This window comes from Ramlibacter lithotrophicus (genome assembly GCF_012184415.1).
GTDB classification, from domain to species: domain Bacteria; phylum Pseudomonadota; class Gammaproteobacteria; order Burkholderiales; family Burkholderiaceae_C; genus Ramlibacter; species Ramlibacter lithotrophicus.
Genome location: NZ_VTOX01000011.1, coordinates 1 through 25,953, shown reverse-complemented (window position 1 = coordinate 25,953; position 25,953 = coordinate 1). Strand labels below are relative to the sequence as shown.

Genomic DNA, 25,953 nt, shown 5'->3' with positions numbered 1-25,953 from the left:
GCGGGCAACAGGTGACGGAGTGCCCCGTTCAGGAACCGGGATCTGGCGCGGCTGGCGGGGATCGAACCCACGACCCTTGGCTTCGGAGGCCAATACTCTATCCACTGAGCTACAGCCGCATCATGAAGAGGCGAGTGCGCATTATCCTCGAAACGCGCGGCGGTCCCGCGGCAGGTCGCCGATGGCCCGGCCGCGCGGGGGGCGCTGGCTATAATCGCCGGCTCCCTCCCTCGGCCAGATTCATAGAGACAACATGAGCGATCCCATGCACGACGACGCCCACAGCGGCCCGATCAGGACCCCCAAGCAGCTGCTGCTGACGGTGATCTTCTCCTTCGTGGTGCCGGTGTTCGTGATCATCGGGCTCGTGACGTACGTGGTGTCCGACAACAAGCCGGCCGGCAGCCTCCAGGCGGAAAAGCAGGCGCTGGGCGGCGTGACGCCGCAGGACCTGGAACGCGGCGTGGCCGAGCGCATCCGCAAGGTCGGCACCGTCGAGATCCGCGACGCCAACCGACCGCTGCGCGCAGGCCAGGAGGTCTACAACGTGCAGTGTGCCGCCTGCCATGGCGCCGGCGTGGCCGGGGCGCCCAAGTTCGGCGACGCGGGCGTCTGGGCCGGCCGGATCGCCACCGGGCTCGATGCGCTGGTCCAGTCCGCCCTGAAGGGCAAGGGCGCGATGCCGCCGCAGGCTGGCGGTGACTTCGACGACGTGGAGATCGCGCGCGGTGTCGTCCACATGGCCAACGCCGCCGGCGCCAAGTTCGCCGAACCGCAGCGCCCCGCCGCCAACGGCCAGGCCGCCGCAGCGGCGCCGGCTGCCGCCGCTGCCCCCGCCACCGTGGCTGCCGCCGCTCCCGCCGCTGCGGCGGCCCCCGCACCGGTTGCGGCTCCCGCGCCGGCTGCGGCAGCGGCCCCGGCCGCGACGGCCGACGCAGCGGCCGGCGAGGCCCTGTACAAGCAGGCCTGCCTGGCCTGCCATGCCGCGGGCGTCGCCGGCGCGCCGAAGGTCGGCGACAAGGCCGCCTGGGCCCCGCGCCTCCAGCAAGGCGTGCCGGCCCTGGTGCAGAGCGCGATCAAGGGCAAGGGCGCGATGCCGCCCAAGGGCGGGTCGACCGCCCCCGACGCGCAGATCGCGGCAGCCGTCAACTACATGGTGAACGCGTCGAAGTAACTCGCGCCGTCCACAACGAGAAAGCCGGTCACCGACCGGCTTTTTCACGAGCAGAGGGTGCCGCTCTGCCTGATCCTGGCTGCTCGTCGGGGGCCCCGTGGCTCAGGCCGCGGCCTCCTGCCGCAGCGTCGCGGGGCTGCACGCGTAGCCGAAGCGCTGGGGCAACTCGCCCGCGCGCATGGTCTCGGGCGTCCACAAGCCCTGCTCGATGGCGTCGGCCGCGATCTGCACGTCGAGCGAGTGCACCAGGCCGAAGCCGATGTCCGTGTCCAGGTAGAGGCGACCGCCTTCGTCGACCACCGTGCGGCGCGGCTGCGCGGCCCGGCCGGTATGCGCCGTCACGGCGAAGTCGGCGGCCACGCGCCAGATGTACGGCGCGACCTCGAGCTCGACGTACACGCGCTGGGGGCCGTTCTGGAAGAACCACTGCCCGCGTTCGTCATGGTCGTAGTTGCGGCCGATGAACTCGATCAGCTTGTCGTGGCGCAGCAGCGCGCCCTTGCTCACCGCGAACGGACCGGCGGCCTGCACGCGGTCGTCGCGCATGTACCACTGGCCGCGCCGGTCGAGGCCCAGCCAGCCGTAGCAATGAGGAACGTTGGGCCATTTCGCAAGCGCCTGGCGAACGATGTCATCCATCGGAACATTATGGGACGGCATGCTTCGCCCTGGAGCCATGCCCGCACCGGCAGAGACCCCGCCCGGAGAGTGGGCAAAAAAAACGCCGCCCGAAGGCGGCGTGATGTGAAGCGGGCATTGTCTCTGTGTGCCAGCGACAGATCTTGTGCTGTTCTAGGGCTTGTCTCCTCGGTCCCTCGCCCTCGCGGGCCCCTGACTGCCCGCTGCGAGTGAACTGACTCTAACCCCCGGACCCAGCCGTGGCATCGGGACTTTCCCGGCCGGGGATTCGGGATGAAAAAAGTACGACCGTGCTCTTCTCGGGCGCCGCAGCCGGCGTCGCCGCGACCGCGCCGCCACGGCGCGCCGCGGCGGCCTCGACGATCCACCCGGCCGATTTCTCGGCCATCATCAACACCGGTGAATTGGTGTTGCCGCTCGTGATGGTGGGCATCGCGCCGGCGTCCACGACGCGCAAGCCCGCGATGCCCCGCACGCGCAGTCGCGAATCGAGCACGGCCTGCGGATCATCGTCGCGCCCCATCTTCGTCGTGCCGACCGGATGGAAGATGGTGGTGGCGATGTCGCCGGCGAGCCGCGCCAGTTCATCGTCGCTCTGGTACTGCGTGCCGGGCCGGAACTCGCGCGGCCGGTAGTGCGCGAGGGCCGGCTGGCTCACGATCTTGCGCGTCAGACGCAGCGAATCGGCGGCCACCTGCCGGTCTTCCGGCGTGCTGAGGTAGTTCGGCGCGATCAGCGGCGCGTCCTCGAAGCGGTTGCTGCGGATGCGCACGGTGCCGCGGCTGGTCGGATTGAGGTTGCACACGCTGGCGGTGAAGGCGTCGAAGTCGTGCAGCGGCTCGCCGAAGGCGTCGAGGCTCAACGGCTGCACGTGGTATTCGATGTTCGGATGCGGCATGTCGGGCGAGCTGCGCGTGAAGGCGCCCAGCTGCGACGGCGCCATGCTCATGGGGCCGCTGCGCATCAGCGCGTACTGCAGCGCGATCTGCGCCTTGCCGAACAGGCTGTTGGCCATGGTGTTGAGCGTCTTGACGCCATCGACCTGGAACACGGCGCGAATCTGCAGGTGGTCCTGCAGGTTGCCACCCACGCCCGGCAGTTCGTGCACGACCGGGATGCCGCTGCGCTGCAGCAGCGGGGCGGGGCCGATGCCGGACAGCTGCAGGATCTGCGGCGAGCCGATGCTGCCGGCGCTGAGGATCACCTCGCCGGCGGCGCGCACCGTGACGAGTTCGCTGCCGTTCCACACCTTCGCCCCGGTGCAGCGCTTGCTGCCGTCGGGCTGCTGCTCGACCAGCAATTGCGCCACCTGCGAAGAGGTCCACAGCTCGAAGTTCGGCCGGGCGGCGCAGGTGGGCCGCAGGAACGCGCGCGCCGCGCTCCAGCGCCAGCCGTTCTTCTGGTTGACCAGGAAGTAGCCCACGCCCTCGTTGCTGCCGCGGTTGAAGTCGTCGGTGGCCGGGATGCCGGTCTGCTGCGCGGCCTGCGAGAACGCGTCGAGGATGTCCCAGCGCAGCCGCTGCTTCTCGACCCGCCATTCGCCGCCGGCGCCGTGCACTTCGTCGGCGCCGCGGAAGTGGTCCTCGTGCTGCCTGAAGTACGGCAGGCAGCGGTCCCAGGTCCAGTCGGCGTCGCCGGTGGCCTGCGCCCAGCCGTCGTAGTCGCGCGCCTGGCCGCGCATGTAGATCATGCCGTTGATGCTGGAGCAGCCGCCCAGCGTCTTGCCGCGCGGATAGCGCAGCTTGCGGCCGTTCAGGCCCGCGTCGGCTTCGGTGTAGTACATCCAGTCGGTGCGCGGATTGCCGATGCAGTACAGGTAGCCGACGGGAATGTGGATCCAGTGGTAGTCGTCCTTGCCACCGGCCTCGATCAGCAGCACGCGCCTGGACGGGTCCGCGGACAGGCGGTTGGCCAGCAGGCAGCCGGCGGTGCCGGCGCCGATGATGATGTAGTCGAACGTGGTGTCACTCATGTCGGCTCCTCGCGCCATTCACATTGCGTCCGGTTTCAACATCCAGAATGCAGAAGCCGCAGAAGTTGCGCAGAAGCCGCGGAAAACACATCATGGTTTTCTTTGCGGCTTCTGCGTCACTTTCGCGGCTTCTGCGTCCGGCTGTCCTGCCGCTGCTTATTTCGCCGTAGGCATCACGAACTCGGCGCCCTTGCCGATGCTCTCCGGCCAGCGCTGCATGATCGACTTCTGCTTCGTGTAGAAGCGAACGCCTTCCTCGCCGTAGGCATGCATGTCGCCGAACAGGCTCTTCTTCCAGCCGCCGAAGCCGTGCCAGGCCATGGGCACCGGGATCGGCACGTTGATGCCGACCATGCCCACCTGCACCCGGCGCGAGAACTCGCGCGCCACGTTGCCGTCGCGCGTGAAGCACGACACGCCGTTGCCGTACTCGTGCGCGTTGATCAGGTCCACCGCTTCCTTCAGGTCCTTCACGCGGACACAGCCGAGCACCGGGCCGAAGATCTCCTCCTGGTAGATCTTCATGCCGGGCTTGACATCGTCGAACAGCGTGCCGCCGATCCAGAAGCCGTTGTCGCAGCCGGCGCCGGCCGCCGCACCCTGGAACTTGCGGCCGTCCACCACCAGCTTCGCGCCTTCGGTTTCGCCCTGGCCGATGTAGCCGGTGATGCGCTGGTGGGCGACGCTGCTGACGATGGGGCCCATCTCCGCGTCGAGTTCGGTGCCGTTCTTCACCTTCAGCGACCGGGTGCGCTCGGCCAGCTTGTCCATGATCCGGTCGGCGGCCTCGCCGACCAGGATGCCGACCGAGATCGCCATGCAGCGCTCGCCGGCGGAGCCGAAGGCCGAGCCGATCAGGGCGTCGACGGCCTGGTCCATGTCGGCGTCGGGCATCACCACCATGTGGTTCTTTGCCCCGCCCAGGGCCTGCACGCGCTTGCCGTGGCGGGCACCGGTCTCGTAGATCTTCTGGGCGATCGGCGTCGAGCCCACGAACGAAACCGCCTTGACGTCGGGATGCTCCAGCAGCGCGTCGACCGACTCCTTGTCGCCCTGCACCACGTTGAACACGCCGTCGGGCAGGCCCGCCTCCTTCAGCAGTTCGGCCATGCGGATCGACGCGCTCGGGTCGAGCGGGCTCGGCTTGAGCACGAAGGCGTTGCCGGCCGCGATCGCGACCGGGAACATCCACATCGGCACCATCACCGGGAAGTTGAAAGGCGTGATGCCGGCGACGACGCCCAGCGGCTGGCGCATCGTCCAGTTGTCCATGCCGGTGGAGACCTGGTCGGTGTAGTCGCCCTTGAGCAGTTGCGGAATGCCGCAGGCGAATTCGACGATGTCGATGCCGCGGCTCACCTCGCCCTGGGCGTCGGTGAAGACCTTGCCGTGTTCGGCGGTGATGGTGCGCGCCAGGTCGTCGCGGTACTTGTTCAGCAGTTCGAGGAACTTGAACATCACGCGGGCGCGCCTGATCGGCGGCGTGTCGGCCCAGGCCGGGAAGGCGGCCTGCGCGGCGGCCACGGCCTGAGCCACTTCGCCGGCGTTCGCCATGGCGACCTGGCCGCTCACCTGGCCGGTCGCGGGATTGAAGACGTCGGCGCGGCGGCCGCTCTGGCCGGGGACGACGCGGCCGCCGATCCAGTGCTCGATGGAAGACAGCGCGGCGGCGGGACGGGACTTGTCGGGTGCGTTCATGGCGGGTTCCTTGGCAATGCCGGCCAGTCTAGGGCTCGGCGCGCGGTTTGGAAATACGCGCCTGCCGATCAGATTGTTCGGCAAAATGAACAATCCAGATGAAAACCGATCCGTCGCCCGCCTTCGCCGACCTGCACCTGCTCACCGTGCTGGCGCAGACGCGCAGCTACACCCAGGCCGCCCGGCGCCTGGGGATCTCCAAGGCGTCTGTGAGCACCCGCATCGCGGACCTGGAGCGCGCCGCCGGCGTGCCGCTGGTGCGGCGCACGACGCGCTCGGTCGGGCTGACCGAGGCGGGACAGCAACTGGCCGACGAGACGCGCGGCGCGTTCGAGCGGATCGAGCAGAGCTTTGCCGGCATCCGCGACCTGGCCGGCAGCCCGCGCGGATTGCTGAGGCTCACGGCGCCGGTGGCCCTGGGCCGCCAGCATATCGCGCCGACGCTCCCCGCGTTCCTGCTGCAATACCCGGAGATCCGGCTGGAACTGGACCTCTCCGACCGCTTCGTGAACCTGGCGCAGGAAGGCTTCGACATGGCGATCCGGCACACCCAGTCGCCGCCGGAAACGCACGTGGCCTGGCTGCTGTGTCCGACCCGCTCGCTGCTCGTGGCCAGTGCTGCCTACCTGCGCCGGCGCGGCCAGCCGGCCCATCCGTCGGAGCTGGCGGCGCACGCCTGCCTGCCCTACCTGCGCGAAGGCGGCCGCCAGAGCTGGTCGTTCGAGCGCGGCAGCAGCCGCAAGGCCGAGCGGGTGGTGGTCGCCGTCGACGGGCCCCTGCGCGCCAACAACAGCGAGGTGCTGCGCGAGGCCGTGCTGGGCGGCCTGGGCATCGGCCTGCTGCCCGACTTCAGCGCGGCGGGACACCTGGGACCGCGGGAGCTGGTGCCGGTGCTGCCGGGCTGGCGGCCGCTCGGATTCTTCGGCGACGGCATCTACGCGATCCGGCCCTGGTCGCCGCAGGTCCCGCGCGCGGCGCAATGCCTGGTGGACCATCTGCGGACGGTGTTTGCCAAGGGCTTCCCGATTTCCGGCCGTTGATCGCCTGGCCGGCAAACCGACAGCCGAGTCCTACAAGGCGGGGCGTGGCTCTGCCGTTAGGATGCAGTCGTGCCGGACCCCACCCCCCGCATCGAACGACAACCCGCGAGCGAAGGGGGCCGGTTGCTGGTTCTCGGCCAATGGACGGCGGCGCAGTTCGCCCGGCCCCGGTTGCTGCGGTCGCTCGAGCGCAGCCTCGGGCCGGCCGGCGGTTGGGACCTGAGCCGAGCCGAGCGCCTGGACCATGTCGGCGCCCAGTGGTTGTGGGACCGGTGGGGGCGGCGCTGGCCGGACGACCTGGAGGCGCTCCCTACCCAGCGTGCGGTGCTCGAGCGGGTGGCTCGGTTCACCGGGGCGCGGCCCCCCCGGCCGCGCCGCAGCTGGCGCCGTGCCTGGCTCGGCCTGGGCGAAGCGGTGCTGCGGGTGGTGAACCACGTGCGCGGGTTCGTCCAGCTGATCGGCGAACTCGCGCTCAACCTGCTGCGGCTGGCCGGCCTGCCGCACACCGGTCCGTGGCGCGATTTCTCGGGGCACCTCTACCGCATCGGCGGGACGGCCCTGCCGATCACGGCCCTGGTCGGGTTCCTGATCGGCGTTGTGCTGGCCTATCTCACGTCGCAGCAACTGCGGCAGTTCGGCGCCGACGCCTACATCGTCAACATCCTGGGCATCGCCGTCATCCGCGAACTCGGGCCGATGCTGGCCGCCATCCTCATCGCCGGCCGCTCCGGCTCCGCCATCACCGCGCAGATCGGCGTGATGCGGGTGACCGACGAACTGGACGCCATGAGCGTGATGGGCATCTCGCACGGTTTCCGGCTGGTGCTGCCCCGTGCCCTGGCGCTGGCCGTGGCGATGCCGCTGATCAGCGTCTGGACGACGACCTGGGCGCTGGGCGGCGGGATGATCGCCGCCGACGTGTCGCTCGGCATCACACCGGCGTTCTTCATGAGCGCGCTGCCCGAGGCGGTGCACGTCGACAACCTCACCCTGGCCAGTGCCAAGTCGGTGGTCTTCGGGCTGCTGATCGCCCTCGTCGGATGCCACTTCGGCCTGCGCGTGAAGCCCAACACGCAAAGTCTCGGCGAAGGCACGACGGCGTCGGTGGTCGCGTCGATCACGGTGGTGATCCTGGTGGACGCGCTCTTTGCGGTGCTGTTCAAGGACGTGGGGATCTGATGGACGCCAGCGTCCCGCCGTCCGCGCCGGAACCCGTGGTCGACATCCGCGGGCTCTCCAGCGTTTTCACCACGCCCGAGAAGCGCTTCGTCGTGCACGAGAACCTGGACCTTGCCGTCTGGCCGGGGGAGGTGCTGTCGATCGTCGGCGGCTCGGGCACCGGCAAGACAGTGCTGCTGCGCCAGATGCTCGGACTGGAGCAGCCCGCCAGGGGCAAGATCAGCGTGCTCGGGCAGCCGGTGTCTGAGATCGGCAAGGCCGGCGCCGCCAGCCGCATCGGCATGCTGTTCCAGCACGGCGCGCTGTTCTCGGCCTTCAGCGTCCTGGAGAACATCGCGTTCCCGCTGCGCGAACTCAAGACGCTGCCGGCGGCGCTCGTGCGCGAGGCGGCCATGGTGAAACTGCAGATGGTGGGCCTCAAGCCCGAGGACGCCGACAAGATGCCTTCCGACCTGTCGGGGGGCATGATCAAGCGCGCGGCCCTGGCGCGCGCGCTCGTGATGGACCCGCCGCTGCTGCTGCTGGACGAACCCACCGCCGGGCTCGACCCGGAAAGCTCCGACGGCTTCGTCACGCTGCTGCGTTCGCTGCATCGCGACCTGGCGCTCACGGTGGTGATGGTCACGCACGACCTCGACACGCTGTTCGAACTGTCGACGCGGATCGCCGTGCTGGCGGACCGCCGCGTCATCGTGACCGGCCCGCCCAAGGAAGTGATCGCCTTCCAGCATCCATTCATCCACGACTTCTTTCTGGGCGAGCGCGGGCAGCGCGCGATGGAGCTGCTGCGCGAATACCCGTTTGCCGTCTAGATTTCAAGAAAGGGCCATTCATGGAAAACAAAGCCCATGCCCTCGCCGCCGGCATCTTCGTGGTGGCGGTCACCGTGCTGCTGATCGCGCTGGCCGCCTGGTTGACGCGCGAGACCGGCGTGCGCCATGTCTACGAGATCTCGACGCGCGAGTCCATCACCGGCCTGCAGGAACAGGCGCCGGTGCGCTACCGCGGCGTCGACGTCGGCAAGGTGTCGTCGATCGCCTTCGACCCGAAGGTCCAGGGGAACGTGCTGGTGCAGCTCGAGATCGACGAGGAAGCGCCCGTCACCCGCGAAACCTTCGCCGCCCTGAGCTTCCAGGGCGTCACCGGACTGGCCTTCGTGCAACTCGACGACAGCGGCAAGCCGGCGCCGCGGCTGCCGCCCGACGACGAGAATCCGCCGCGCATTCCGCTGCAGCCCGGGTTCCTGGCCAAGCTCGAAAAACGCGGCGAGGTGATCCTGGAGCAGGTGGAGGAGACGACGAAGCGCATGAACCAGCTGCTGGGCGAGCCGAACCAGAAGCGGTTCGCCTCTACGCTGGAGAACCTGGACTCGGCCGCCGTGAGCGCGAACCAGCTCGTCAAGCGGCTCGACCAGACCGTGGCGCAGCGGGTCGATCCGGTGCTGACCGAGGCGGCCAGGACCATGAAGTCGTTCGAGCGGAGCGCCGACGAGATCGGCCGCACGGCGGCGGAGTTCCGCCAGACGGCCAGCCGCCTCAACGCGCAGGACGGCCCGATCGACCGGCTGGCCGAAGGCACCGCGGCGCTGTCGCACGCGGCCGACGCGTTCAACGCGTCGACGCTGCCGCGCATCAACCGCGTCACCGAGGAAACCTCGCGCGCCGTGCGCCAGCTCGGACGCACGGCCAACCAGATCGGCGACAACCCGCAGTCGCTGCTGTACGGCACCGGGCCGGTGCCGCCGGGTCCGGGCGAGCCGGGCTTCACCACGCCGGGGGCCGCCCGATGAAATCGACGTTGCGCTCGCTCCTCGTGTCCGCCTGCGCCGTGCTCGCGCTGGCGGGCTGCTCGGTCATCCCCGACAAGCCCGGGCGGGCGACCCGGTACGACTTCGGTCCGGGTCCGGTCGCGCCGGCGCCGGCCGCGGCGCTGCCGCCGCTCGCGCCCCTGATCCTGGCCGAGATCGAGACGTCGAGCGCGTGGGACGGTTCGGCGCTGCTGTACCGCCTGGGATATGCCGACGGAAACCAGCTGCTTCCTTACGCCCAGGCGCGCTGGTCGGCGCCGCCGCCGCAACTGATCCGGCAGCGGCTGCGCGAACTGCTCTCGCGCGAGCGGCCGGTGCTCGACGCCGGCGAGAGTTCGGCCCTTGCCCGCACCGACGGCAGAATGCCGCGCGTGCTGCGGCTGCAGCTGGAGGAGTTCTCGCACTGGTTCGAGACGCCGCGCGAAAGCTGGGGACTCATCCGGGTGCGCGCCACCCTGACCGAGAACACGCCGGCCGGCGAACGCCTGCTGGGGCAGCGCAGCGTGTCGTTGCGCCGGCCCGCGCCGAGTCCCGACGCGGCGGGCGGGGTGCGCGCACTCGCGGCCGCGACCGACGCCGCGGCGCAGGAGATCGCGCAGTGGCTGCACCAGCAGCCTTGAGGCACCGGCCGTGCCCACCGCGAACCAGGTGATCGAGCAGCAACTGCGCGAGCGCGGGCTGCAACTGCTCGGGCCGTGCGATCACCTGTCGCACCGTACCGAGCTGCTCGCCGAATCGGCGCTGTTGCGCGACTTCACTCCGGCGGAAGCGGAACTGCTGGGCGCGCACATGTTGCGGATCGGCGCGCAGCCCGGCCAGATCCTGATCGCGGAAGGCGAGGCGAGCGACTGGATGATGATCCTGCTGCACGGCACCGTCGACATCGGCAAGCGCAAGGTGGGCGCGGAAATGGACAGCCAGGAGCCGGGCGACACCACGCGCCTCGCGGTCTTGCGCCAAGGCGCCGTGATCGGCGAGATGTCGATGCTCGACGGCGAGCCGCGCTACGCGAGCGTCTGGGCGCTGAGCGAGGTGGAGGCCGCGGTACTCACTCGGCCCTCCGTCACCCGCCTGATCAACTCGCATCCGGCGCTGGGCGCCAAGCTGCTGGTCAAGCTCACGCAGCAGCTGGCGCAGCGCCTGCGCAACACCAGCAACCAGCTGGTGAAGATCCTGCGCAAGACGGGGCCGGCGTAAGCCCTCGCCTCACCTGCCCAGCGACGGAAACAGCTTCAGCAGCCCCAGCGCCATCACTTCCACGGCCAGCGCCGCCAGGATCAGTCCCATCAGGCGGGTCATGACGTTGATGCCGGTGCGTCCAAGCACGCGGGAGATCGGGTACGCCAGGGCCAGCGCCAGCCAGGTCGCGACGCCGATCACCACGCCATACCCCACCAGCGCCACGAGCTGCAGCCAGGTCCGCGCCTGGTCGGCATAGATCACCACGGTGGAGATCGTCGCGGGGCCCGTCAGCAGCGGAATCGTCAGCGGCACCACGGCGATGCTCGCGCCCATCGCTGCCTTCTGCGCGCCGTCCTCGAGTTCATGGCTGTTCGGCTTGGCCTCGGCCGGCTGCGCGTTGAGCATGTTCAGCGAGCTGATCAGCAGCAGCATGCCGCCGCCGACCTGGAAGCTCGCGAGCGAGATGCCGAAGAACTCGAGGATTCGCAGCCCCAGCAGCGCGCTGGCGGCGATGACGAGAAAGGCCGTGATCGCCGCGGTTGTCACCGTGCGGCGCCGCTGCTCCAGCGTGAAGCCCTGCGTGTAGTGGATGAAGAAGGGAACGATCGCCAGCGGATTGACGATCGCGAGCAGGGTCACCAGCGGCTTGAAGTCCACGTCAGTCCTTGTCCCCGTTCGTTTCGGAGCGGTCCATCTCGTCCGCCGCGGCGGGATGCCGCCGGCGGAACATGCCGTAGCCTTCCATCTGCATCACCGGTTCGCCGCGCTGGTTGGACATCTCCCACCGCGAACGCACCAGGCCGACGTCCGGCCGGGTGCGCAGCGGCCGCGACTCCAGGATCACGTGCTGCAGGCGCAGCGTGTCGCCCGGATAGACGGGCTTGAGCCACTTCAGGTTCTCCAGTCCCGGCGAGCCCATGCTGGAGGACTCGCGCAGGAAGTTCTCCACCGTCAGCCGCATCGCAAGCGAGCAGGTGTGCCAGCCGCTGGCGCACAGGCCGCCGAAGATCGAACGCCGGCCCGCCTCTTCGTCGAGGTGGAACGGCTGCGGATCGAACTGGCGCGCGAAGTCCTTGATCTCCTGCGCCGTGAGCGTCACGGTGCCGAGGTCGCGAGTGGAACCGGCGGCGAGGTCTTCCCAGTAGTGCCTGATGTCCGCCATCAACGGCCTCCCGATACTTCGAGCATCGACATGGTGGTGTAGCTCGCCTGCGGCGACAGCAGCCAGACGATCGCCTGGGCCACTTCCTCGGCCGTCCCGCCGCGCCCCATCGGCACCTGGTGCGCCAGGTCGCGCACGCGATCGGGCAGCCCGCCGGACGCATGGATCTCGGTGTCTATCAGTCCCGGTCGCACCGCGTTGACGCGGATGCCGTCGGCAGCGACTTCCTTGGCGAGGCCGACGGTGAAGGCATCCACCGCGCCTTTGGCGGCGGCGTAGTCGACGTACTGGCCCGGCGACCCCAGCCGCGACGCGGCGCTGGAGACATTCACGATCGCGCCGCCGCTGCCGCCGTGGCGTTTGCTCATGCGCTTGACCGCCTCGCGGGCGCAGAGCATGGTGCCGATCACGTTGATGTCGAACATGCGCTTGAGCCGGGCGGCGCTCATGTCCTCGACGCGGGCGCTCACATCGACGACGCCGGCGTTGTTGACGAGGGCCGTGAGGCGGCCGAGGCGCGCGTCCACTTCGGCGAACATCCGCAGGACGTCGGCCTCGCTGGCGACGTCGCCCTGCACGGCGATGGCGCGCCCGCCCGCCGCCTCGATGCGCCGCACCACCTGAGCGGCCGCGTCCGCTCGCCCGACGAAATTGACCGCCACGGCATGGCCCTGGGCCGCCGCGAGAAGGGCGGTGGCCGCGCCGATGCCGCGGCTGCCACCCGTGACCAACAGAACCTGCTCCAAGACCATCTCCTGCAAAAAAGCCGTGGGTACGCTACAACCCGTGGTTCGCCATTACAGCAAAGATGCGCGAGCGCATCGAAAGGAGATCCCTTGAGCCACCGCGCGGACTACTACCTCGCACCCCAGAGTCCCTGGACCTACCTCGGCCACGAACGCTTCGCCGCCATGGCGGCCCAGGCCGGCGCCGTGGTGCGCGTGCTGCCGGTGGACCTGGGCCGGATCTTTCCGGTTTCCGGCGGCCTGCCGCTGCAAAAGCGCGCACCGCAGCGCCAGGCCTACCGGCTGGTGGAACTGCGGCGGTTCTCCGAGCACCTGGGCATTCCGCTGAACGTGCAGCCGAAGTACTTTCCGGTCGCAGGCGACGACGCGGCGCGCCTGATCATCGCCGTCGACCTGCACGACGGCACCCAGGCGGCGCTGACCATCGCGGGGGCGATCCTGCGGGCCGTCTGGGCGCAGGAGCGCAACATCGCCGACGCACAGGTGCTGGGGCAGTTGCTGGCCGAAAACGGGCTGCAGCCGCAACGCCTGGAGGAGTCGCGCAGCGCGCCGGTGCAGCAGCGCTATGACGCCAACACCCAGGAGGCGGCCGATCTCGGCGTGTTCGGCGCTCCCACCTACGCGGTCGACGGCGAACTGTTCTGGGGACAGGACAGGCTCGAATTCGTGCAGCGACGGCTGCAATCTTGACCACAAGGAGAGTTCATGGGTTCTTTCATCGACCTCAAGGCCGCTGACGGCTTCGTGTTTCCCGCCTACGTCGCGCAGCCTGCGGGCCAGCCCAAGGGCGGCGTCGTCGTGCTGCAGGAGATCTTCGGCGTGAATTCGCACATCCGCGCCGTGGCCGACGGCTACGCGCAGGAGGGCTGGCTGGCCGTCGCGCCGTCTACCTTCCACCGCGTCAAGACCGGCGTCGAACTGGGCTACGGGCAGGACGACATGGCCGCCGGAATGGCGCTCAAGACGGCGGTCGAGGCACTGCCAGCGCCTGGCGTGATGCCGGACATCCAGGCGGCGATCGACCACGCGTCCCGGGCCGGCAAGGTGGGCATCGTCGGCTATTGCTGGGGCGGGCTGCTCACCTGGCGCGCGGCGTGCACGCTCGACGGCCTCGCGGCCGCCTCGCCTTATTACGGCGGGGGCATGACGACCCCGGACGAGGTCGCGCGGCGGCCGAAGGTGCCAGTGCTCGCGCACTTCGGGGACCAGGATCACTGGATTCCCATGAACAGCGTGGAAGCTTTCGCCAAGGCCCATCCCGAGGTGCAGGTGCAGGTGTACCACGCCAATCACGGCTTCAACTGCGACCAGCGCGGTTCGTGGGACGCCGCCGCGGCGAAACTGGCGCGCGAGCGCACGCTGGCGTTTTTCGCCGAACACCTGCGCTGACATGGACGCACGGCGTTTCGCGCGGCGGGCACTCGCGCTGCTGGCGGCGCTGCCGCTGGCGCTCGCCGCGCGGGCCGCGGACTACGCGGGGCCGCTGTTCGACGCGCACCTGCATTACAACGACGAGGCACGGTCGCCGCATCCGCTCGACGACGTGCTGGCACGCATGCAGCGCAACGGCGTGCGTGCCGTCCTGGCCAATTCGCGGCCGAACGACGGCACGACGGCGCTGGCCGCTTCACCGAAGACGGCGCAGGCCGGCGTGCGCGTCGTGCCGTTCGTGCGGCTGTACCGGAACCGTGCCGACTACGACAACTGGTACCGCGACGAGTCCATCCACGAGATGGTGCTGGCGGAGCTGGCGCGTGGCACGGCCTCCGGGCCGTTCCGCGGCATCGGCGAGTTCCACCTGTACGACAGCGCCAATGCCAACGGCCCAGTGGCGAAGAAGCTGATGGCGCTGGCGGAGGAAAGGCGGCTGGCGGTGCTGGCGCACGTGGACGACACGGCGATCGAGCTCCTGATGGCCAACACCCCCTCCAAGGGCGCGAAGGTGCGGCTGATCTGGGCGCACACCGGCATCGGCGGCGCGCCGGCCGCTCGCGTGGACCAGTTGTTCGCACGCTATCCGCTGCTGATGGGCGAGCTGTCCTATCGTCCGGGACTCACGTGCGAGGGCGGCAGGCTCTGTCCCGAGTGGCGGCAGCTGCTGCTCAAATATCCGGGCCGCTTCATGATCGGCTCGGACACCTGGGTGAACCAGCGCTGGCAGTACTACGACCAGTTGATGCAGGGCTACCGCACCTGGCTCGGCGACCTGCCCACCGACGTCGCCGCGCGCATCGGGTGGGAGAATGGCGCGAACCTGTTTGGAGTCGGCCAATGATGCAACTTCACCACGACCCTGGCACCGCCGCGATGGTGCCCCACATCCTGCTGGAGGAGATCGGCGCGCCGTACGAGCGGGTGCCGGTGTCGCGCGCGGCGAACGCGCACAGGCAGCCGGAGTACCTGCGCCTGAACCCGAACGGGCTGATCCCCGTGCTGGTCGACGGCGACCTGGTGCTGTACGAGACCGCGGCGATCGCGCTGCACCTGGCCGACACGCAGCCGCAGGCGAAGCTCGCGCCGCCGCCGGGGACGCCGGAACGCGCGCACTTCTACAAGTGGCTCGTGTGGCTCACCAACACGTTGCAGGCCAGCCTGATCCTGTACTTCTATCCCGAGCGCTGGGTGGACGAAGGCAATGCCGAGGGCGCGGCCCAGGTGAAGCGCCACGCCGAGCGCAAGGTCGCCGGGCTGCTGGACCAGCTCGATGCCGAACTGGCGCGGCACGGGCAGCCGTGGTTCGGCGGCGCGACGTACAGCGCGCTTGACCCTTACGTCTTCACGATGTGCCGCTGGACGCGCAATTTCCGCAACGAGGCGCCGGCCCGCGACCGGCCGCACCTGGGGCCTTACCTGCAGCGGATGCTGGCGCGCCCGGCCGTCCAGCGCGTGTTCGCCAACGAGCAACTCGCCGCGCCGTTCGTGTGAGCGGCCGGCGGTCACGCTGGTTCGGCGCGCAGGCACTCCTGAAGGACCAGCGCGTTGCCTGCGGCGGCCCCGGCGGCCGTGTTGTCGAAGATGCACCATACAGGCTGCCCTTCCCGCGCCGCCCGCGCCAGCCGCCGGGCAAGCGCCCGCAGCAACTTCAGCGGATAACTGGAGTAGTAGGTGCGCGGACTGCCATGCAGCCGCAGATAGGCGAAGCCGTCCCAGCCGCCGGGGCGCTCGCCGCCTGGATGCAGCACGGGATCGGCCAAGACGCGCGCGATGTGCCGCGCAGCCAGGCACAGGTCGACCTCGCCCGTGAACCATGACGCATGGCGCGGCTCGAGGCTGACGGGTCCGGCCCAGCGCGTGCGCAGCAGGTCGAGGAACGTCCCCGCGACTTCGGCCTCGAACGCCAGGCTGGGCGGCAGCTGCACGAGCAGGCAGCCCAGGTGCTCACCCAGGCCGGTCGCCTGGCCCAGGAACTCGTCGAGTTCCACCGCGCCACCACGCAGCTTGGCGACGTGCGTGATCGTCTTCGGCAGCTTGACCGCGAAGCGGAAGTGAGGCGGCACGCTGGCCGCCCAGCGCGCGTAGACGGCGTGCCGGTGCGGGCGGTGGAAGGAGGAATTGATCTCGACGACCGGCAACTGCCCGGCGTAGCGCTGCAGGTGGCTGCCCTCGCCCGGAAAGCGGTCCTGCACGTCGCGCGGCAGGGCCCAGCCGGCGCAGCCGATGAACGCCTGCGCCACGGCTAGCCGCTGCGCGCCAGATAGCGTTTGCGCCAGAACAGGATCAGCAGCACCGCCGCGACCAGCGCCATCATCGCCAGCACGACCCACATCGCGTCCACCGAGTGGATCAGCGGCAGGAACTCGAAATTCATCCCGAAGAAACCGGTGATGAGGTTCAGCGGCAGGAACACGGCCGTCAGCGCCGTCAGCACCCGCATGGTCTCGTTGGTGCGCTGGCCCTGGGCCGAGAAGTGGATCTGCACCGCCGTTTCGGCGCCATGTTCCATGCGCCGCACGTGGTGCACGACGCGGGCGATGTGTTCGATGACGTCGCGCGCCCGCGCCACGAGGTTGTCGTGCTCGGCCTGGCGCATGCCGGCCGGCGGCTCCTCCTGGTGCGTGTCGAGCCATTCCTGAACCGCGTCGTTCTGCTCCTCGCACAGGTCCTCCAGGGTGTGCAGGGCCTGCCGTGCCGCCATGAGCGCGCCCCAGTCCGCGCCGCGCGAGCGCGGCATGAGCAACTGGCGCTGCCAGTGCTCGAGTTCGCGCGCCAGGTGCTTGCGCAGCTCGAGGTAGCTGTCGACCATGACGTTGAGCATGCGCAGCATCAGGTCGTCGGGATTCGACGGCTGGCGGCTGCGCGCGGCGACGCCGCCTCCGTTCGGTTGCCTGGCTTCGGCGGCATAGCGCTCGGTGAACGTTCTGGCGATGACGCAGCCCGACGTGTGCACGGTGATCAGCAGCCGGTCGAACGCGGCGAAGCCGACCGGCTGCGTGCGAATGCGCCCGAAGGCCGGCAGGGACCCCGCGTGGACTGGTGGTTCGCCGCCGTCATCGGCTTCGGACGGCAGTTCCGAGGGCGTGGAGAGCCGGCGGAAGATCACCAGGTCGTACACCGACGTGTAGTCGTAGTGCGACGGGTGCGCCGCGTTCCCCAGGTCCTTCAGGTGCAGGTCCAGCAGCGTCGAGCCACCCAGGTCCTGGGCTGCCTGCTGCAGCAGCGGGAGTTCGCGCTCGAGGGCCGGGCGCTCGACGGCGATCCAGACGAAGCCGGCGTCGGGAGCGCGCGGCGGGGGGCGGTCCAGGAACCGGAGGTTGCCGCCGGCGAACTCGACGACCTGCATGCGTTTCAGGCGCGCAACAGCCTGGCCGCGTCGATCGCGAAGTACGTGAGCACGCCGTCCGCCCCCGCGCGCTTGAACGCGAGCAGGCTCTCCAGCATGACGGCATCGTGGTCAAGCCAGCCGTTGCCGGCCGCGGCCTTGAGCATCGCGTATTCGCCGCTCACCTGGTAGGCGAAGGTGGGGACGCGGAACTCGTCCTTCACGCGCCGCACGACGTCCAGGTACGGCATGCCGGGCTTGACCATCACCATGTCGGCGCCCTCGGCGATGTCCATCGCGACCTCGCGCAGCGCCTCGTCGGTGTTGCCGGGGTCCATCTGGTAGACCTTCTTGTTGCTCTTGCCGAGGTTGGAGGCGGAACCCACCGCGTCGCGGAACGGGCCGTAGAAGGCGCTGGCGTACTTGGCGCTGTACGCCATGATGCGGGTGTGGATCAGGCGCCTGCCTTCCAGCGCGCTGCGGATGGCGCCGATCCGCCCGTCCATCATGTCGCTCGGCGCCACGATGTCGACGCCGGCTTCCGCCTGGGTCAGGGCCTGGCGCACCAGCACTTCCACGGTCTCGTCGTTCAGGATGTAGCCGGTCTCGTCGAGCAGTCCGTCCTGGCCGTGGCTCGTGAACGGGTCCAGTGCCACGTCGGTCATCACGCCCAGCTGCGGGAACTTCCGCTTGAGTTCGCGCACCACGCGCGGCACCAGGCCTTCCGGATTGAAGGCTTCCCGGCCGTCGGGCGTCTTCAGCGACGCATCGATGACGGGGAACAGCGCCATGACCGGAATGCCGAGCGCGACGCACTGCTCGGCGACCGGCAGCAGCAGATCCAGGCTCAGGCGCTCCACCCCCGGCATGGACGCGACCGCTTCGCGGCGCCGCTGGCCGTCGAGCACGAACACCGGATAGATCAGGTCGTGCGCCGTCACGCTGTGTTCGCGGACCAGGTTGCGCGTGAATTCGTCGCGGCGCAGCCGGCGCGGCCGGCCTTGGGGATAAGGGGCATGGAGGCTCATGGCCGGAAATTGTCCACCATCCGCACATGCGGCGCGCCGGCTCGCGCACGGTGCGGCGCCCCGGTCCCGGGGTAAAGGTTCATCCGGGCCGTATTGATAGGCGCGGGGTGCTTTGCTAAATTCATTCCGGGCGGCTTGCCGTCCCCCGCTTTTCCTCCCTGAGCGGGCGCCTTGATGTGTGACAGCAAAAAGGCTTCCCACCCCGGCTTTCAGGCCGGGGTTTTTTTTGTGCTCCCAGAGGGAAAACCGCTTCCTGCAGCTGCCAGGCGGCCAGCCGCGGCTACCCGTTTGTCCATACACTCGCGGCATGCTTTTGCCCCCGGTTCCCAGACCCGCCACGACCATGCGCCGGTGCGACCGAATGCCTGCGCGACGGCTTGCCGCAACCGGTTTTCGGGCCGGCTCGCGGCTCTTCGTGGCCGAGGTGCAACGTGCGCTTTTGATCTTGCGCAAACAGATGCGCTTTCGCTGCTGACCGGTGCCCAAGCACAAGACCTCCGCCTGGCCGCTTGCGCAAGCGTATGCGGCGCTGATCTTCTACGCGAGCCTCTACCCGTTCGCCGGGTGGCGCGACCAGGGCATCGCGCCCTGGGAGTTCCTCTGGAGCCCCTGGCCCAGGTACTGGACCGGCTTCGACGTTGCCGCGAACGCGGCGGGCTATGCGCCGCTTGGTTTCCTGCTCGCGCTCAGCTTTCTGCGGCGCGGCAGTCCCCGGTTTGCGCCGTCCAGCCGTACGGCGGCCATCGCCGTGGCCGGCGCGGCCGCCGCGGCGCTGTCGCTTGCGATGGAGGCGCTGCAGACGTACCTGCCTTCGCGCGTGGCGTCCAACCTCGACTTCGGACTCAATGCCGCCGGGGCGCTGGCCGGGGCCTTGGCGGCCGCGGGCCTGGAGCGTTTCGGCGCCATCGACCGGTGGAGCCGCTTTCGGGTGCGCTGGTTCGTGGAGGATGCGCGTGGCGCCCTGGTCCTGCTGGCGCTGTGGCCGTTCGCGCTGCTGTTCCCGGCAGCCGTGCCGCTGGGGCTCGGGCAGGTGTTCGAGCGGCTCGAGCTGGCGCTCGCCGAGTGGCTGATGGACACCCCTTTCCTCGAGTGGCTGCCGGTGCGCGACGTCGAACTCCAGCCGCTGGTTCCGGGGGTCGAACTGGTGTGCGTGGCACTGGGCGCGCTGGCGCCCTGCCTGTTGGCGTATTCGGTGATCCGGTCGCCCGGCCGCCGCGCGGTGTTCGCGGTCGCGACGGTGGCGGTGGGCGTCGCCGCCACCGCGTTGTCCGCGGCGTTGAGCTGGGGGCCTTCCCACGCCTGGGCCTGGCTCAGCCTGCCGGTGCGGCTGGGGCTGGCCGTCGGGCTGGGGTTCGCCGTGGTGCTGCTCGCGATGCCCCGGCGCGGCTGCGCCGCCCTGGTCCTGCTCGCGTTGATGCTGCACCTGAGCCTGCTGAACCAGGCGCCGGCGAGCGCCTACTTCGCCGATACCCTGCAGGCGTGGGAGCAGGGCCGGTTCATCCGTTTCCACGGGCTGGCGCAGTGGCTCGGGTGGCTCTGGCCTTACGCGGTGCTGCTGTATGTGGTGCTGCGGCTCTCGGCACCGGACCGCCAAAATAAAATCACGGCATGACGCAACCCGCTTCGTCCTACTACCAGCGCCACATCTTCTTCTGCCTGAACCAGCGGACCAACGGCGAGCCCTGCTGCGCCGACCATCACGCCCAGGAGGCGTTCGACCGCTGCAAGGCGCAGGTGAAGGCCGCGGGACTGGCGGGACCGGGGCAGGTGCGGGTCAACAAGGCCGGCTGCCTCGACCGCTGCGCCGCCGGGCCCGTGGCGGTGGTTTATCCGGAGGCCGTCTGGTACACCTACGTGGACCTGAACGACATCGACGAGATCGTCGAGTCGCACCTGAAGAACGGCCGGGTGGTCGAGCGGTTGCTGACGCCGCCGCACCTGGGCCGCTGAGACCGTGAACGTGCACACCCGGCGCTTCCGCGCGGCCGGTCCGGCCGGCGCGATCGAGGCGCTGCGGGACGAGCCGGGAGCGGGGCTGGCACGGCGCGGCACCGCCGTGATCGCGCATCCGCATCCGCTGTTCGGCGGGACCATGGAGAACAAGGTGGTGCAGACGCTGGCCCGCGCCTTCGTGCAGTCCGGCTGGGTCGCCGTCCGCTTCAACTTCCGCGGGGTCGGCGCGACCGAAGGGGTGCACGACGAGGGGCGCGGCGAACTCGACGACATGCTGGCGCTGGTGGCGAGCGAGGCGCCCGACGGACCGTTGGCGCTGGCCGGCTTCTCCTTCGGCGCATTCGTCGCCAGCCGCGCGGCGGCCGCCTTGTGGGCGGGTCGCCGCGCCGAAAAGATCGTGCTGGTGGGCGCGGCGGCCTCGCGCTTCGATGTGGCGCAGCTGCCGGCCGAGGCGCACGACGCCACCCTGGTCATCCACGGCGAACACGACGACACCGTGCCGCTGGCCGCCGTGCTCGACTGGGCGCGGCCGCAGACACTCCCGGTTACGGTGGTTCCCGGGGGCGGTCATTTCTTTCACGGACAATTGCCGCTGCTCAAAAGCCTGGTGGCGCGCCACCTCCGTTCCTGATCCCCCACGCCCCAATGAAAACTGCCAAGCAGGCCATCGCCGCCGCATTCTTTGCCTTGTTCAGCCTCACCGTCCTGGCGCAGGCGCCGCAACCGCCGGAAATCGCGGCGCGGTCCTTCCTGGTGATGGACGTCACGGCGGACCAGGTGCTGGCTGGACGCGACGTCGACACGCCGGTCGAGCCGGCCTCCCTGACCAAGCTGATGACCCAGTACCTGGTCTTCGACGCGCTGCGCAGCAAGAAGATCGACCTCAAGCAGACCCTGCCGGTGAGCACGCGGGCCTGGAAGATGCCCGGCTCGCGGATGTTCATCGACCCGAGCATGCAGGTGCCGGTGGACGACCTGATCAAGGGGATGGTCGTCCAGTCGGGCAACGACGCGACCGTGGCGCTCGCCGAAGGCGTCGGCGGCACCGTCGAGCGCTTCGTCCAGCTCATGAACGAGCAGGCGAAGGCGCTCGGCATGAAGAATACGTCGTACAAGAATCCGGAAGGCCTGACCGAGCCTGGCCATACGACGACGGCCCGCGACCTGAGCATCCTGTCAACGCGCCTGCTGCGAGACTTCCCCGAGTACACGCACTACTACGCGATCAAGAAGTACCGCTACGCCGGCACGCCGACGGCCAACGACACCAACCGGAACATGCTGCTGTTCCGCGATCCCACGGTGGATGGCCTCAAGACCGGCCACACCCAGGCGGCCGGCTTCTGCCTCATCGCGACGGCCAAGCGGGACTTTCCGAACCTCGGCGCGCGCCGGGTGCTGGCCGTGGTGCTGGGCGCGTCCAGCGAGACCGCGCGCGCCAATGAAGCGCAGAAGCTGCTCAACTGGGGTTACACGGCCTACGAGGGCATCAAGCTGTTCGATGCGAACCAGGCCGTGGTGACGCCGACGGTCTGGAAGGGCCGGGAAAAGACGGCCAAGCTGGGCCGCGCCCAGCCGATCGTGGTGGCGGTCCCGGCGGGCACCGCCAGCCGGGTCAAGACCCAGGTGGCGCGGCCAGACCCGCTGATCGCCCCCCTGGCCAAGGGCCAGCAGGTGGGCACGCTGAAGGTCGTCTCGGGCGAGCAGCCGCTCCTGGAGGTGCCGCTGGTGGCGCTGGAGGCGGTGGAGGAGGCCGGCGCACTGAGCCGCGCCTGGGACGCCTTGCGCCTGTGGATCAAGTGACGGGGCCCGTGCTGCCTGGCAGACGGGTGGGGCAGCCAGGCTGACTTTTTGGAACTATCGGCCTCTCTTTTCGGCTGCGGCGCCTTTCTTGCCACCCCGGAGGCCGGAAAAGCCTCCTCGACTATTGAGGGCGGGCGCCCATCGGGCTATACTGGAGGGCTTTCCCGCAATTGGGGCGGGAGAGCAATTGCCGCATCCGCGGCGATCGGCGCCGTCCGGCGCCTTCGACACCAGACGTTTAGGGACGTTTTCTTCATGCCAACCATCAATCAACTCGTGCGTCAGGGGCGGGAGGTCGAAAAGACCAAGTCCAAGAGCCCCGCGATGCAGAACAGCCCCCAGCGGCGCGGCGTGTGCACCCGTGTGTACACCACCACGCCGAAGAAGCCGAACTCCGCCCTGCGGAAGGTCGCCAAGGTCCGCCTGACCAACGGCTTCGAGGTCATCTCGTACATCGGCGGCGAAGGCCACAACCTGCAGGAGCACTCGGTGGTGCTCGTGCGCGGCGGCCGGGTCAAGGACCTGCCGGGCGTGCGCTACCACATCGTTCGCGGCTCCCTGGACCTGCAGGGTGTCAAGGACCGCAAGCAGTCGCGTTCCAAGTACGGCGCCAAGCGCCCGAAGAAGGCCTGATCGGCCATTCATGGTTTGTCGGTGCTCGTTCGGCCCTGGCAGGCTGAGCAGAGCGTAGTGACCCGAAGCAGGCAATTGTGCCTGTGGGTCGAGTAAGTGGGATGCCCGATGGCACCCGCGGCCACCCGGAAGGGCCGGCCAACTGAAGCAACTGGAGTATTGAAATGCCACGTCGTCGCGAAGTCCCTAAGCGTGAAATCCTGCCGGATCCCAAGTACGGCAACATCGAGCTCGCCAAGTTCATGAACGTCATCATGCAAGGCGGCAAGAAGGCGGTCGCCGAGCGCATCGTCTACGGCGCGCTCGAGCAGATCGAGAAGAAGAACCCGGGCAAGGACCCGGTGGAAGCCTTCACCATCGCCATCAACAACGTGAAGCCGATGGTCGAAGTGAAGTCCCGCCGCGTCGGCGGCGCCAACTACCAGGTGCCCGTGGAAGTGCGCCCGGTGCGCCGGCTGGCGCTGTCCATGCGCTGGCTGAAGGAAGCCGCCAAGAAGCGCGGCGAGAAGTCGATGGCCCTGCGCCTGGCCAACGAGCTGATGGAGGCCACGGAAGGCCGTGGCGGCGCGATGAAGAAGCGCGACGAAGTCCATCGCATGGCGGAAGCGAACAAGGCGTTCAGCCACTTCCGCTTCTAACCTCCGTCCCAAACACCTGGCGCGCGGGCCCGTCACGAGCGGGCCTGCGTCCATTGATCGAAAGAGCATCATGGCCCGAAAAACGCCCATCGAGCGGTACCGCAACATCGGCATCTCCGCCCACATCGACGCCGGCAAGACGACGACGACCGAGCGCATCCTGTTCTACACCGGCGTGAACCACAAGATCGGCGAGGTGCACGACGGCGCCGCGACGATGGACTGGATGGAGCAGGAGCAGGAGCGCGGCATCACCATCACGTCCGCCGCGACGACCTGCTTCTGGAAGGGCATGGACCTGTCCTTCCCCGAGCACCGGATCAACATCATCGACACCCCCGGCCACGTGGACTTCACCATCGAGGTGGAGCGTTCCATGCGCGTGCTGGACGGCGCCTGCATGGTGTACTGCGCCGTGGGCGGCGTGCAGCCCCAGTCGGAGACCGTCTGGCGCCAGGCCAACAAGTACCGCGTGCCGCGGCTGGCCTTCGTCAACAAGATGGACCGCACCGGCGCGAACTTCTTCAAGGTCTACGACCAGATGAAGGCGCGCCTGAAGGCCAACCCGGTGCCGATCGTGATCCCGATCGGCGCCGAGGAGAACTTCAAGGGCGTGGTCGACCTGCGCAAGATGAAGGCCATCATCTGGGACGAAGCGTCCCAGGGGATGAAGTTCACCTTCGAGGACATTCCGGCCGACCTGCTGGAGCAGGCCAAGGAATGGCGCGAGAAGATGGTCGAGGCGGCCGCCGAAGCCAACGAGGACCTGATGAACAAGTACCTCGAGGAAGGCGACCTGACCGAAGCCGAGATCACGCACGGCCTGCGCACCCGCACCATCGCCGGCGAGATCCAGCCGATGCTGTGCGGCACGGCGTTCAAGAACAAGGGCGTGCAGCGGATGCTGGACGCCGTGATCGAACTGATGCCGTCGCCGGTGGACATTCCCCCGGTCAGCGGCATGGACGAGGACGAGAAGCCGGTCCAGCGCAAGGCCGACGACGGCGAGAAGTTCTCGGCGCTGGCGTTCAAGCTGATGACCGACCCGTTCGTCGGGCAGCTGACCTTCGTGCGCGTCTATTCCGGCGTTCTCTCCAAGGGCGACACCGTCTACAACCCGGTGCGCGGCAAGAAGGAGCGCATCGGCCGGATCGTGCAGATGCACGCCAACAACCGCCTCGAGGTCGACGAGATCCGCGCCGGCGACATCGCAGCGTGCGTGGGCCTGAAGGACGTCACGACGGGCGAGACGCTGTGCGACCCGAACTCGATCCTGACGCTGGAGCGCATGGTGTTCCCGGAGCCGGTGATCCGGCAGGCCGTGGAGCCGAAGACCAAGGCCGACCAGGAAAAGATGGGCATCGCGCTGGGTCGCCTGGCCGCCGAGGACCCGTCGTTCCGCGTCAACACCGACGAGGAGTCGGGCCAGACCATCATCGGCGGCATGGGCGAGCTGCACCTGGAAATCATCGTCGACCGCATGAAGCGCGAATTCGGCGTTGAAGCCAACGTCGGCAAGCCGCAGGTGGCCTACCGCGAGACGGTGCGCAAGCAGGTCACCGACGTCGAAGGCAAGTTCGTGCGCCAGTCGGGCGGCAAGGGCCAGTACGGCCACGTCGTCTTCTCGCTGGAGCCGCAGGAGGCCGGCAAGGGCTTCGAGTTCGTCGACGCCATCAAGGGCGGCGTGGTGCCGCGCGAGTACATCCCGGCGGTGCAGAAGGGCGTGGAAGAAGCGCTCACTTCGGGCGTCCTGGCCGGCTACCCGGTGGTGGACGTCAAGGTGACGCTGACCTTCGGTTCGTACCACGAAGTGGACTCGTCCGAGCAGGCGTTCAAGATGGCCGCCATCTTCGGCTTCAAGGAGGCCGCGCGCAAGGCGAGCCCCGTGATCCTCGAGCCGATGATGGCCGTGGAAGTGGAAACGCCCGAGGACTACGCCGGCAACGTGATGGGCGACCTGTCGTCCCGCCGCGGCATGGTGCAGGGCATGGACGACATGCCCGGCGGCGGCAAGGTCATCAAGGCCGAGGTCCCGCTGTCGGAGATGTTCGGCTACTCGACGACGCTGCGTTCGATGTCGCAGGGCCGCGCCACGTATACGATGGAGTTCAAGCACTACGCCGAGGCCCCGCGCAACGTGGCCGAGGCGATCGTCGCTGCCCGTCAGAAGTAAGGCGAAATCGGACACCCGTACGCAGAGGGCGCAAAGGAGCCGCAGAGACCGCAGAAAAGTCCAATCAGCATCTGGTTGTTCTTCTGCGGCTTCTGCGTATCTTCTGCGGCCTCTGCGTACGGAGGTCCGCATCCGAATTGAATTTGTCTGCGATCGCACCACCTTCGCTGCCCGTGGCGAAGGAACCAGCAGTGCGATGCAGACGTTAAACCCGACACGGGCATGCTCTTTGGAGATTTGAAATGGCAAAAGGAAAATTCGAGCGCACCAAGCCGCACGTCAACGTTGGCACCATCGGCCACGTGGACCACGGCAAGACCACGCTGACGGCGGCGATCACCTCGGTGCTGGCTTCCAAGTTCGGCGG

28 protein-coding genes and 1 tRNA gene are annotated in these 25,953 nt (G+C 69.0%); 19 read left to right on the top strand and 10 right to left on the bottom strand.

What is annotated here, in order from left to right:
* Positions 1 to 43: 43 nt before the first annotated feature.
* Positions 44 to 119: transfer RNA gene (locus RAMLITH_RS22330), tRNA-Arg, on the bottom strand.
* Positions 120 to 253: 134 nt separating this feature from the next.
* Between RAMLITH_RS22330 and RAMLITH_RS22325 the strand changes: the two genes are divergently transcribed.
* Positions 254 to 1,174 (top strand): c-type cytochrome, encoded by a 921-nt coding sequence (locus RAMLITH_RS22325; protein WP_168109669.1) that lies wholly within the window; start codon positions 254 to 256, stop codon positions 1,172 to 1,174.
* A gap of 102 nt (positions 1,175 to 1,276) precedes the next feature.
* On the opposite strand, the gene RAMLITH_RS22320 is transcribed toward RAMLITH_RS22325, so the two are convergent.
* The 3 genes from RAMLITH_RS22320 to RAMLITH_RS22310 form a co-directional block, all read right to left on the bottom strand.
* On the bottom strand, positions 1,277 to 1,813 hold the full coding sequence (locus RAMLITH_RS22320; RefSeq protein ID WP_168109668.1) for a DUF2946 family protein: 537 nt from the start codon (positions 1,811 to 1,813) through the stop codon (positions 1,277 to 1,279).
* A 220-nt stretch (positions 1,814 to 2,033) separates the two neighbouring features.
* Positions 2,034 to 3,785: a GMC family oxidoreductase gene (locus tag RAMLITH_RS22315; RefSeq protein WP_168109667.1), complete on the bottom strand. Its 1,752-nt coding sequence runs from the start codon at positions 3,783 to 3,785 to the stop codon at positions 2,034 to 2,036.
* A gap of 156 nt (positions 3,786 to 3,941) precedes the next feature.
* Positions 3,942 to 5,483 (bottom strand): CoA-acylating methylmalonate-semialdehyde dehydrogenase, encoded by a 1,542-nt coding sequence (locus RAMLITH_RS22310; RefSeq protein WP_168109666.1) that lies wholly within the window; start codon positions 5,481 to 5,483, stop codon positions 3,942 to 3,944.
* A 98-nt stretch (positions 5,484 to 5,581) separates the two neighbouring features.
* Here RAMLITH_RS22310 and RAMLITH_RS22305 point away from each other — a divergent pair, with 98 nt between their 5' ends.
* From RAMLITH_RS22305 to RAMLITH_RS22280, 6 genes are all read left to right on the top strand, one after another.
* Positions 5,582 to 6,523, top strand: a complete 942-nt coding sequence (locus tag RAMLITH_RS22305) for a LysR family transcriptional regulator (protein WP_168109665.1) — start codon at positions 5,582 to 5,584, stop codon at positions 6,521 to 6,523.
* 69 nt (positions 6,524 to 6,592) lie between these two features.
* The gene (locus tag RAMLITH_RS22300) at positions 6,593 to 7,702 is read left to right on the top strand and encodes an ABC transporter permease (protein WP_168109664.1); all 1,110 of its coding nucleotides are present in this window, start codon (positions 6,593 to 6,595) and stop codon (positions 7,700 to 7,702) included.
* Positions 7,702 to 8,514 carry an ABC transporter ATP-binding protein gene (locus RAMLITH_RS22295; protein WP_168109663.1) on the top strand — a complete coding sequence of 271 codons (813 nt, stop codon included), beginning with the start codon at positions 7,702 to 7,704 and terminating at the stop codon, positions 8,512 to 8,514. Before RAMLITH_RS22300 ends, RAMLITH_RS22295 begins: the two co-directional genes overlap by 1 nt.
* 20 nt (positions 8,515 to 8,534) lie before the next feature.
* On the top strand, positions 8,535 to 9,491 hold the full coding sequence (locus RAMLITH_RS22290) for an MlaD family protein (protein WP_168109662.1): 957 nt from the start codon (positions 8,535 to 8,537) through the stop codon (positions 9,489 to 9,491).
* Positions 9,488 to 10,129 (top strand): ABC-type transport auxiliary lipoprotein family protein, encoded by a 642-nt coding sequence (locus RAMLITH_RS22285; RefSeq protein ID WP_168109661.1) that lies wholly within the window; start codon positions 9,488 to 9,490, stop codon positions 10,127 to 10,129. The genes RAMLITH_RS22290 and RAMLITH_RS22285 overlap by 4 nt, the downstream gene beginning before the upstream one ends.
* Positions 10,130 to 10,139: 10 nt before the next feature.
* Entirely contained in the window at positions 10,140 to 10,706 is a 567-nt protein-coding gene (locus RAMLITH_RS22280) for a cyclic nucleotide-binding domain-containing protein (RefSeq protein WP_168109660.1), read from the top strand.
* 9 nt (positions 10,707 to 10,715) lie between these two features.
* On the opposite strand, the gene RAMLITH_RS22275 is transcribed toward RAMLITH_RS22280, so the two are convergent.
* The 3 genes from RAMLITH_RS22275 to RAMLITH_RS22265 are packed head-to-tail and all read right to left on the bottom strand — an operon-like array spanning position 10,716 to position 12,599.
* Positions 10,716 to 11,348, bottom strand: a complete 633-nt coding sequence (locus tag RAMLITH_RS22275; RefSeq protein ID WP_168109659.1) for a MarC family protein — start codon at positions 11,346 to 11,348, stop codon at positions 10,716 to 10,718.
* A gap of 1 nt (position 11,349) precedes the next feature.
* On the bottom strand, positions 11,350 to 11,853 hold the full coding sequence (locus RAMLITH_RS22270) for a MaoC family dehydratase (protein WP_168109658.1): 504 nt from the start codon (positions 11,851 to 11,853) through the stop codon (positions 11,350 to 11,352).
* On the bottom strand, positions 11,853 to 12,599 hold the full coding sequence (locus RAMLITH_RS22265; protein WP_168109657.1) for an SDR family oxidoreductase: 747 nt from the start codon (positions 12,597 to 12,599) through the stop codon (positions 11,853 to 11,855). The genes RAMLITH_RS22270 and RAMLITH_RS22265 overlap by 1 nt, the downstream gene beginning before the upstream one ends.
* A 90-nt stretch (positions 12,600 to 12,689) precedes the next feature.
* On the opposite strand from RAMLITH_RS22265, the gene RAMLITH_RS22260 reads away from it, so the two are divergent.
* From RAMLITH_RS22260 to RAMLITH_RS22245, 4 genes are read left to right on the top strand one after another with little or no spacing between them, the layout of a single operon-like run.
* Complete coding sequence (locus RAMLITH_RS22260) at positions 12,690 to 13,289, top strand: 2-hydroxychromene-2-carboxylate isomerase (RefSeq protein ID WP_238344335.1); 600 nt, start codon at positions 12,690 to 12,692, stop codon at positions 13,287 to 13,289.
* Positions 13,290 to 13,304: 15 nt separating this feature from the next.
* Positions 13,305 to 13,988 carry a dienelactone hydrolase family protein gene (locus RAMLITH_RS22255; RefSeq protein ID WP_168109655.1) on the top strand — a complete coding sequence of 228 codons (684 nt, stop codon included), beginning with the start codon at positions 13,305 to 13,307 and terminating at the stop codon, positions 13,986 to 13,988.
* A gap of 1 nt (position 13,989) precedes the next feature.
* Positions 13,990 to 14,874 (top strand): amidohydrolase family protein, encoded by an 885-nt coding sequence (locus RAMLITH_RS22250; RefSeq protein ID WP_168109654.1) that lies wholly within the window; start codon positions 13,990 to 13,992, stop codon positions 14,872 to 14,874.
* Complete coding sequence (locus tag RAMLITH_RS22245) at positions 14,871 to 15,524, top strand: glutathione S-transferase family protein (protein ID WP_168109653.1); 654 nt, start codon at positions 14,871 to 14,873, stop codon at positions 15,522 to 15,524. Before RAMLITH_RS22250 ends, RAMLITH_RS22245 begins: the two co-directional genes overlap by 4 nt.
* Before the next feature lie 11 nt (positions 15,525 to 15,535).
* On the opposite strand, the gene RAMLITH_RS22240 is transcribed toward RAMLITH_RS22245, so the two are convergent.
* The 3 genes from RAMLITH_RS22240 to hemB are packed head-to-tail and all read right to left on the bottom strand — an operon-like array spanning position 15,536 to position 18,386.
* Entirely contained in the window at positions 15,536 to 16,273 is a 738-nt protein-coding gene (locus RAMLITH_RS22240) for a DUF72 domain-containing protein (protein WP_337786195.1), read from the bottom strand.
* Between the two features lie 2 nt (positions 16,274 to 16,275).
* Positions 16,276 to 17,379 (bottom strand): magnesium transporter CorA family protein, encoded by a 1,104-nt coding sequence (locus RAMLITH_RS22235; protein WP_168109652.1) that lies wholly within the window; start codon positions 17,377 to 17,379, stop codon positions 16,276 to 16,278.
* A gap of 5 nt (positions 17,380 to 17,384) precedes the next feature.
* On the bottom strand, positions 17,385 to 18,386 hold the full coding sequence (hemB, locus tag RAMLITH_RS22230) for a porphobilinogen synthase (protein ID WP_168109651.1): 1,002 nt from the start codon (positions 18,384 to 18,386) through the stop codon (positions 17,385 to 17,387).
* Positions 18,387 to 18,864: 478 nt separating this feature from the next.
* Here hemB and RAMLITH_RS22225 point away from each other — a divergent pair, with 478 nt between their 5' ends.
* From RAMLITH_RS22225 to RAMLITH_RS22190, 8 genes are all read left to right on the top strand, one after another.
* Positions 18,865 to 19,998, top strand: coding sequence for a VanZ family protein (locus RAMLITH_RS22225; RefSeq protein ID WP_168109650.1), 1,134 nt, complete (start codon positions 18,865 to 18,867; stop codon positions 19,996 to 19,998).
* The gene (locus RAMLITH_RS22220) at positions 19,995 to 20,336 is read left to right on the top strand and encodes a (2Fe-2S) ferredoxin domain-containing protein (RefSeq protein WP_168109649.1); all 342 of its coding nucleotides are present in this window, start codon (positions 19,995 to 19,997) and stop codon (positions 20,334 to 20,336) included. Before RAMLITH_RS22225 ends, RAMLITH_RS22220 begins: the two co-directional genes overlap by 4 nt.
* Before the next feature lie 4 nt (positions 20,337 to 20,340).
* On the top strand, positions 20,341 to 20,970 hold the full coding sequence (locus RAMLITH_RS22215) for a thioesterase domain-containing protein (protein ID WP_168109648.1): 630 nt from the start codon (positions 20,341 to 20,343) through the stop codon (positions 20,968 to 20,970).
* A 14-nt stretch (positions 20,971 to 20,984) separates the two neighbouring features.
* Positions 20,985 to 22,142, top strand: a complete 1,158-nt coding sequence (locus RAMLITH_RS22210) for a D-alanyl-D-alanine carboxypeptidase family protein (protein ID WP_168109647.1) — start codon at positions 20,985 to 20,987, stop codon at positions 22,140 to 22,142.
* Between the two features lie 255 nt (positions 22,143 to 22,397).
* The gene (rpsL, locus tag RAMLITH_RS22205) at positions 22,398 to 22,775 is read left to right on the top strand and encodes a 30S ribosomal protein S12 (RefSeq protein WP_017759704.1); all 378 of its coding nucleotides are present in this window, start codon (positions 22,398 to 22,400) and stop codon (positions 22,773 to 22,775) included.
* Positions 22,776 to 22,939: 164 nt separating this feature from the next.
* Positions 22,940 to 23,413, top strand: coding sequence for a 30S ribosomal protein S7 (rpsG, locus tag RAMLITH_RS22200; RefSeq protein ID WP_168109646.1), 474 nt, complete (start codon positions 22,940 to 22,942; stop codon positions 23,411 to 23,413).
* Positions 23,414 to 23,483: 70 nt separating this feature from the next.
* Positions 23,484 to 25,586, top strand: coding sequence for an elongation factor G (gene fusA, locus RAMLITH_RS22195; protein ID WP_168109645.1), 2,103 nt, complete (start codon positions 23,484 to 23,486; stop codon positions 25,584 to 25,586).
* A 242-nt stretch (positions 25,587 to 25,828) separates the two neighbouring features.
* A partial coding sequence (locus tag RAMLITH_RS22190) for a GTP-binding protein (RefSeq protein ID WP_238344209.1) occupies positions 25,829 to 25,953 on the top strand: 125 nt, incomplete at its 3' end.

Coding starts and splice junctions, on each gene's coding strand:
- RAMLITH_RS22325 (WP_168109669.1), top strand. CDS start 254: ATGAGCGATCCCATGCACGACGACGCCCACAGCGGCCCGATCAGGACC.
- RAMLITH_RS22320 (WP_168109668.1), bottom strand. CDS start 1,813: ATGGATGACATCGTTCGCCAGGCGCTTGCGAAATGGCCCAACGTTCCT.
- RAMLITH_RS22315 (WP_168109667.1), bottom strand. CDS start 3,785: ATGAGTGACACCACGTTCGACTACATCATCATCGGCGCCGGCACCGCC.
- RAMLITH_RS22310 (WP_168109666.1), bottom strand. CDS start 5,483: ATGAACGCACCCGACAAGTCCCGTCCCGCCGCCGCGCTGTCTTCCATC.
- RAMLITH_RS22305 (WP_168109665.1), top strand. CDS start 5,582: ATGAAAACCGATCCGTCGCCCGCCTTCGCCGACCTGCACCTGCTCACC.
- RAMLITH_RS22295 (WP_168109663.1), top strand. CDS start 7,702: ATGGACGCCAGCGTCCCGCCGTCCGCGCCGGAACCCGTGGTCGACATC.
- RAMLITH_RS22290 (WP_168109662.1), top strand. CDS start 8,535: ATGGAAAACAAAGCCCATGCCCTCGCCGCCGGCATCTTCGTGGTGGCG.
- RAMLITH_RS22285 (WP_168109661.1), top strand. CDS start 9,488: ATGAAATCGACGTTGCGCTCGCTCCTCGTGTCCGCCTGCGCCGTGCTC.
- RAMLITH_RS22270 (WP_168109658.1), bottom strand. CDS start 11,853: ATGGCGGACATCAGGCACTACTGGGAAGACCTCGCCGCCGGTTCCACT.
- RAMLITH_RS22255 (WP_168109655.1), top strand. CDS start 13,305: ATGGGTTCTTTCATCGACCTCAAGGCCGCTGACGGCTTCGTGTTTCCC.
- RAMLITH_RS22250 (WP_168109654.1), top strand. CDS start 13,990: ATGGACGCACGGCGTTTCGCGCGGCGGGCACTCGCGCTGCTGGCGGCG.
- RAMLITH_RS22245 (WP_168109653.1), top strand. CDS start 14,871: ATGATGCAACTTCACCACGACCCTGGCACCGCCGCGATGGTGCCCCAC.
- RAMLITH_RS22235 (WP_168109652.1), bottom strand. CDS start 17,379: ATGCAGGTCGTCGAGTTCGCCGGCGGCAACCTCCGGTTCCTGGACCGC.
- hemB (WP_168109651.1), bottom strand. CDS start 18,386: ATGAGCCTCCATGCCCCTTATCCCCAAGGCCGGCCGCGCCGGCTGCGC.
- RAMLITH_RS22220 (WP_168109649.1), top strand. CDS start 19,995: ATGACGCAACCCGCTTCGTCCTACTACCAGCGCCACATCTTCTTCTGC.
- RAMLITH_RS22210 (WP_168109647.1), top strand. CDS start 20,985: ATGAAAACTGCCAAGCAGGCCATCGCCGCCGCATTCTTTGCCTTGTTC.
- rpsL (WP_017759704.1), top strand. CDS start 22,398: ATGCCAACCATCAATCAACTCGTGCGTCAGGGGCGGGAGGTCGAAAAG.
- rpsG (WP_168109646.1), top strand. CDS start 22,940: ATGCCACGTCGTCGCGAAGTCCCTAAGCGTGAAATCCTGCCGGATCCC.
- fusA (WP_168109645.1), top strand. CDS start 23,484: ATGGCCCGAAAAACGCCCATCGAGCGGTACCGCAACATCGGCATCTCC.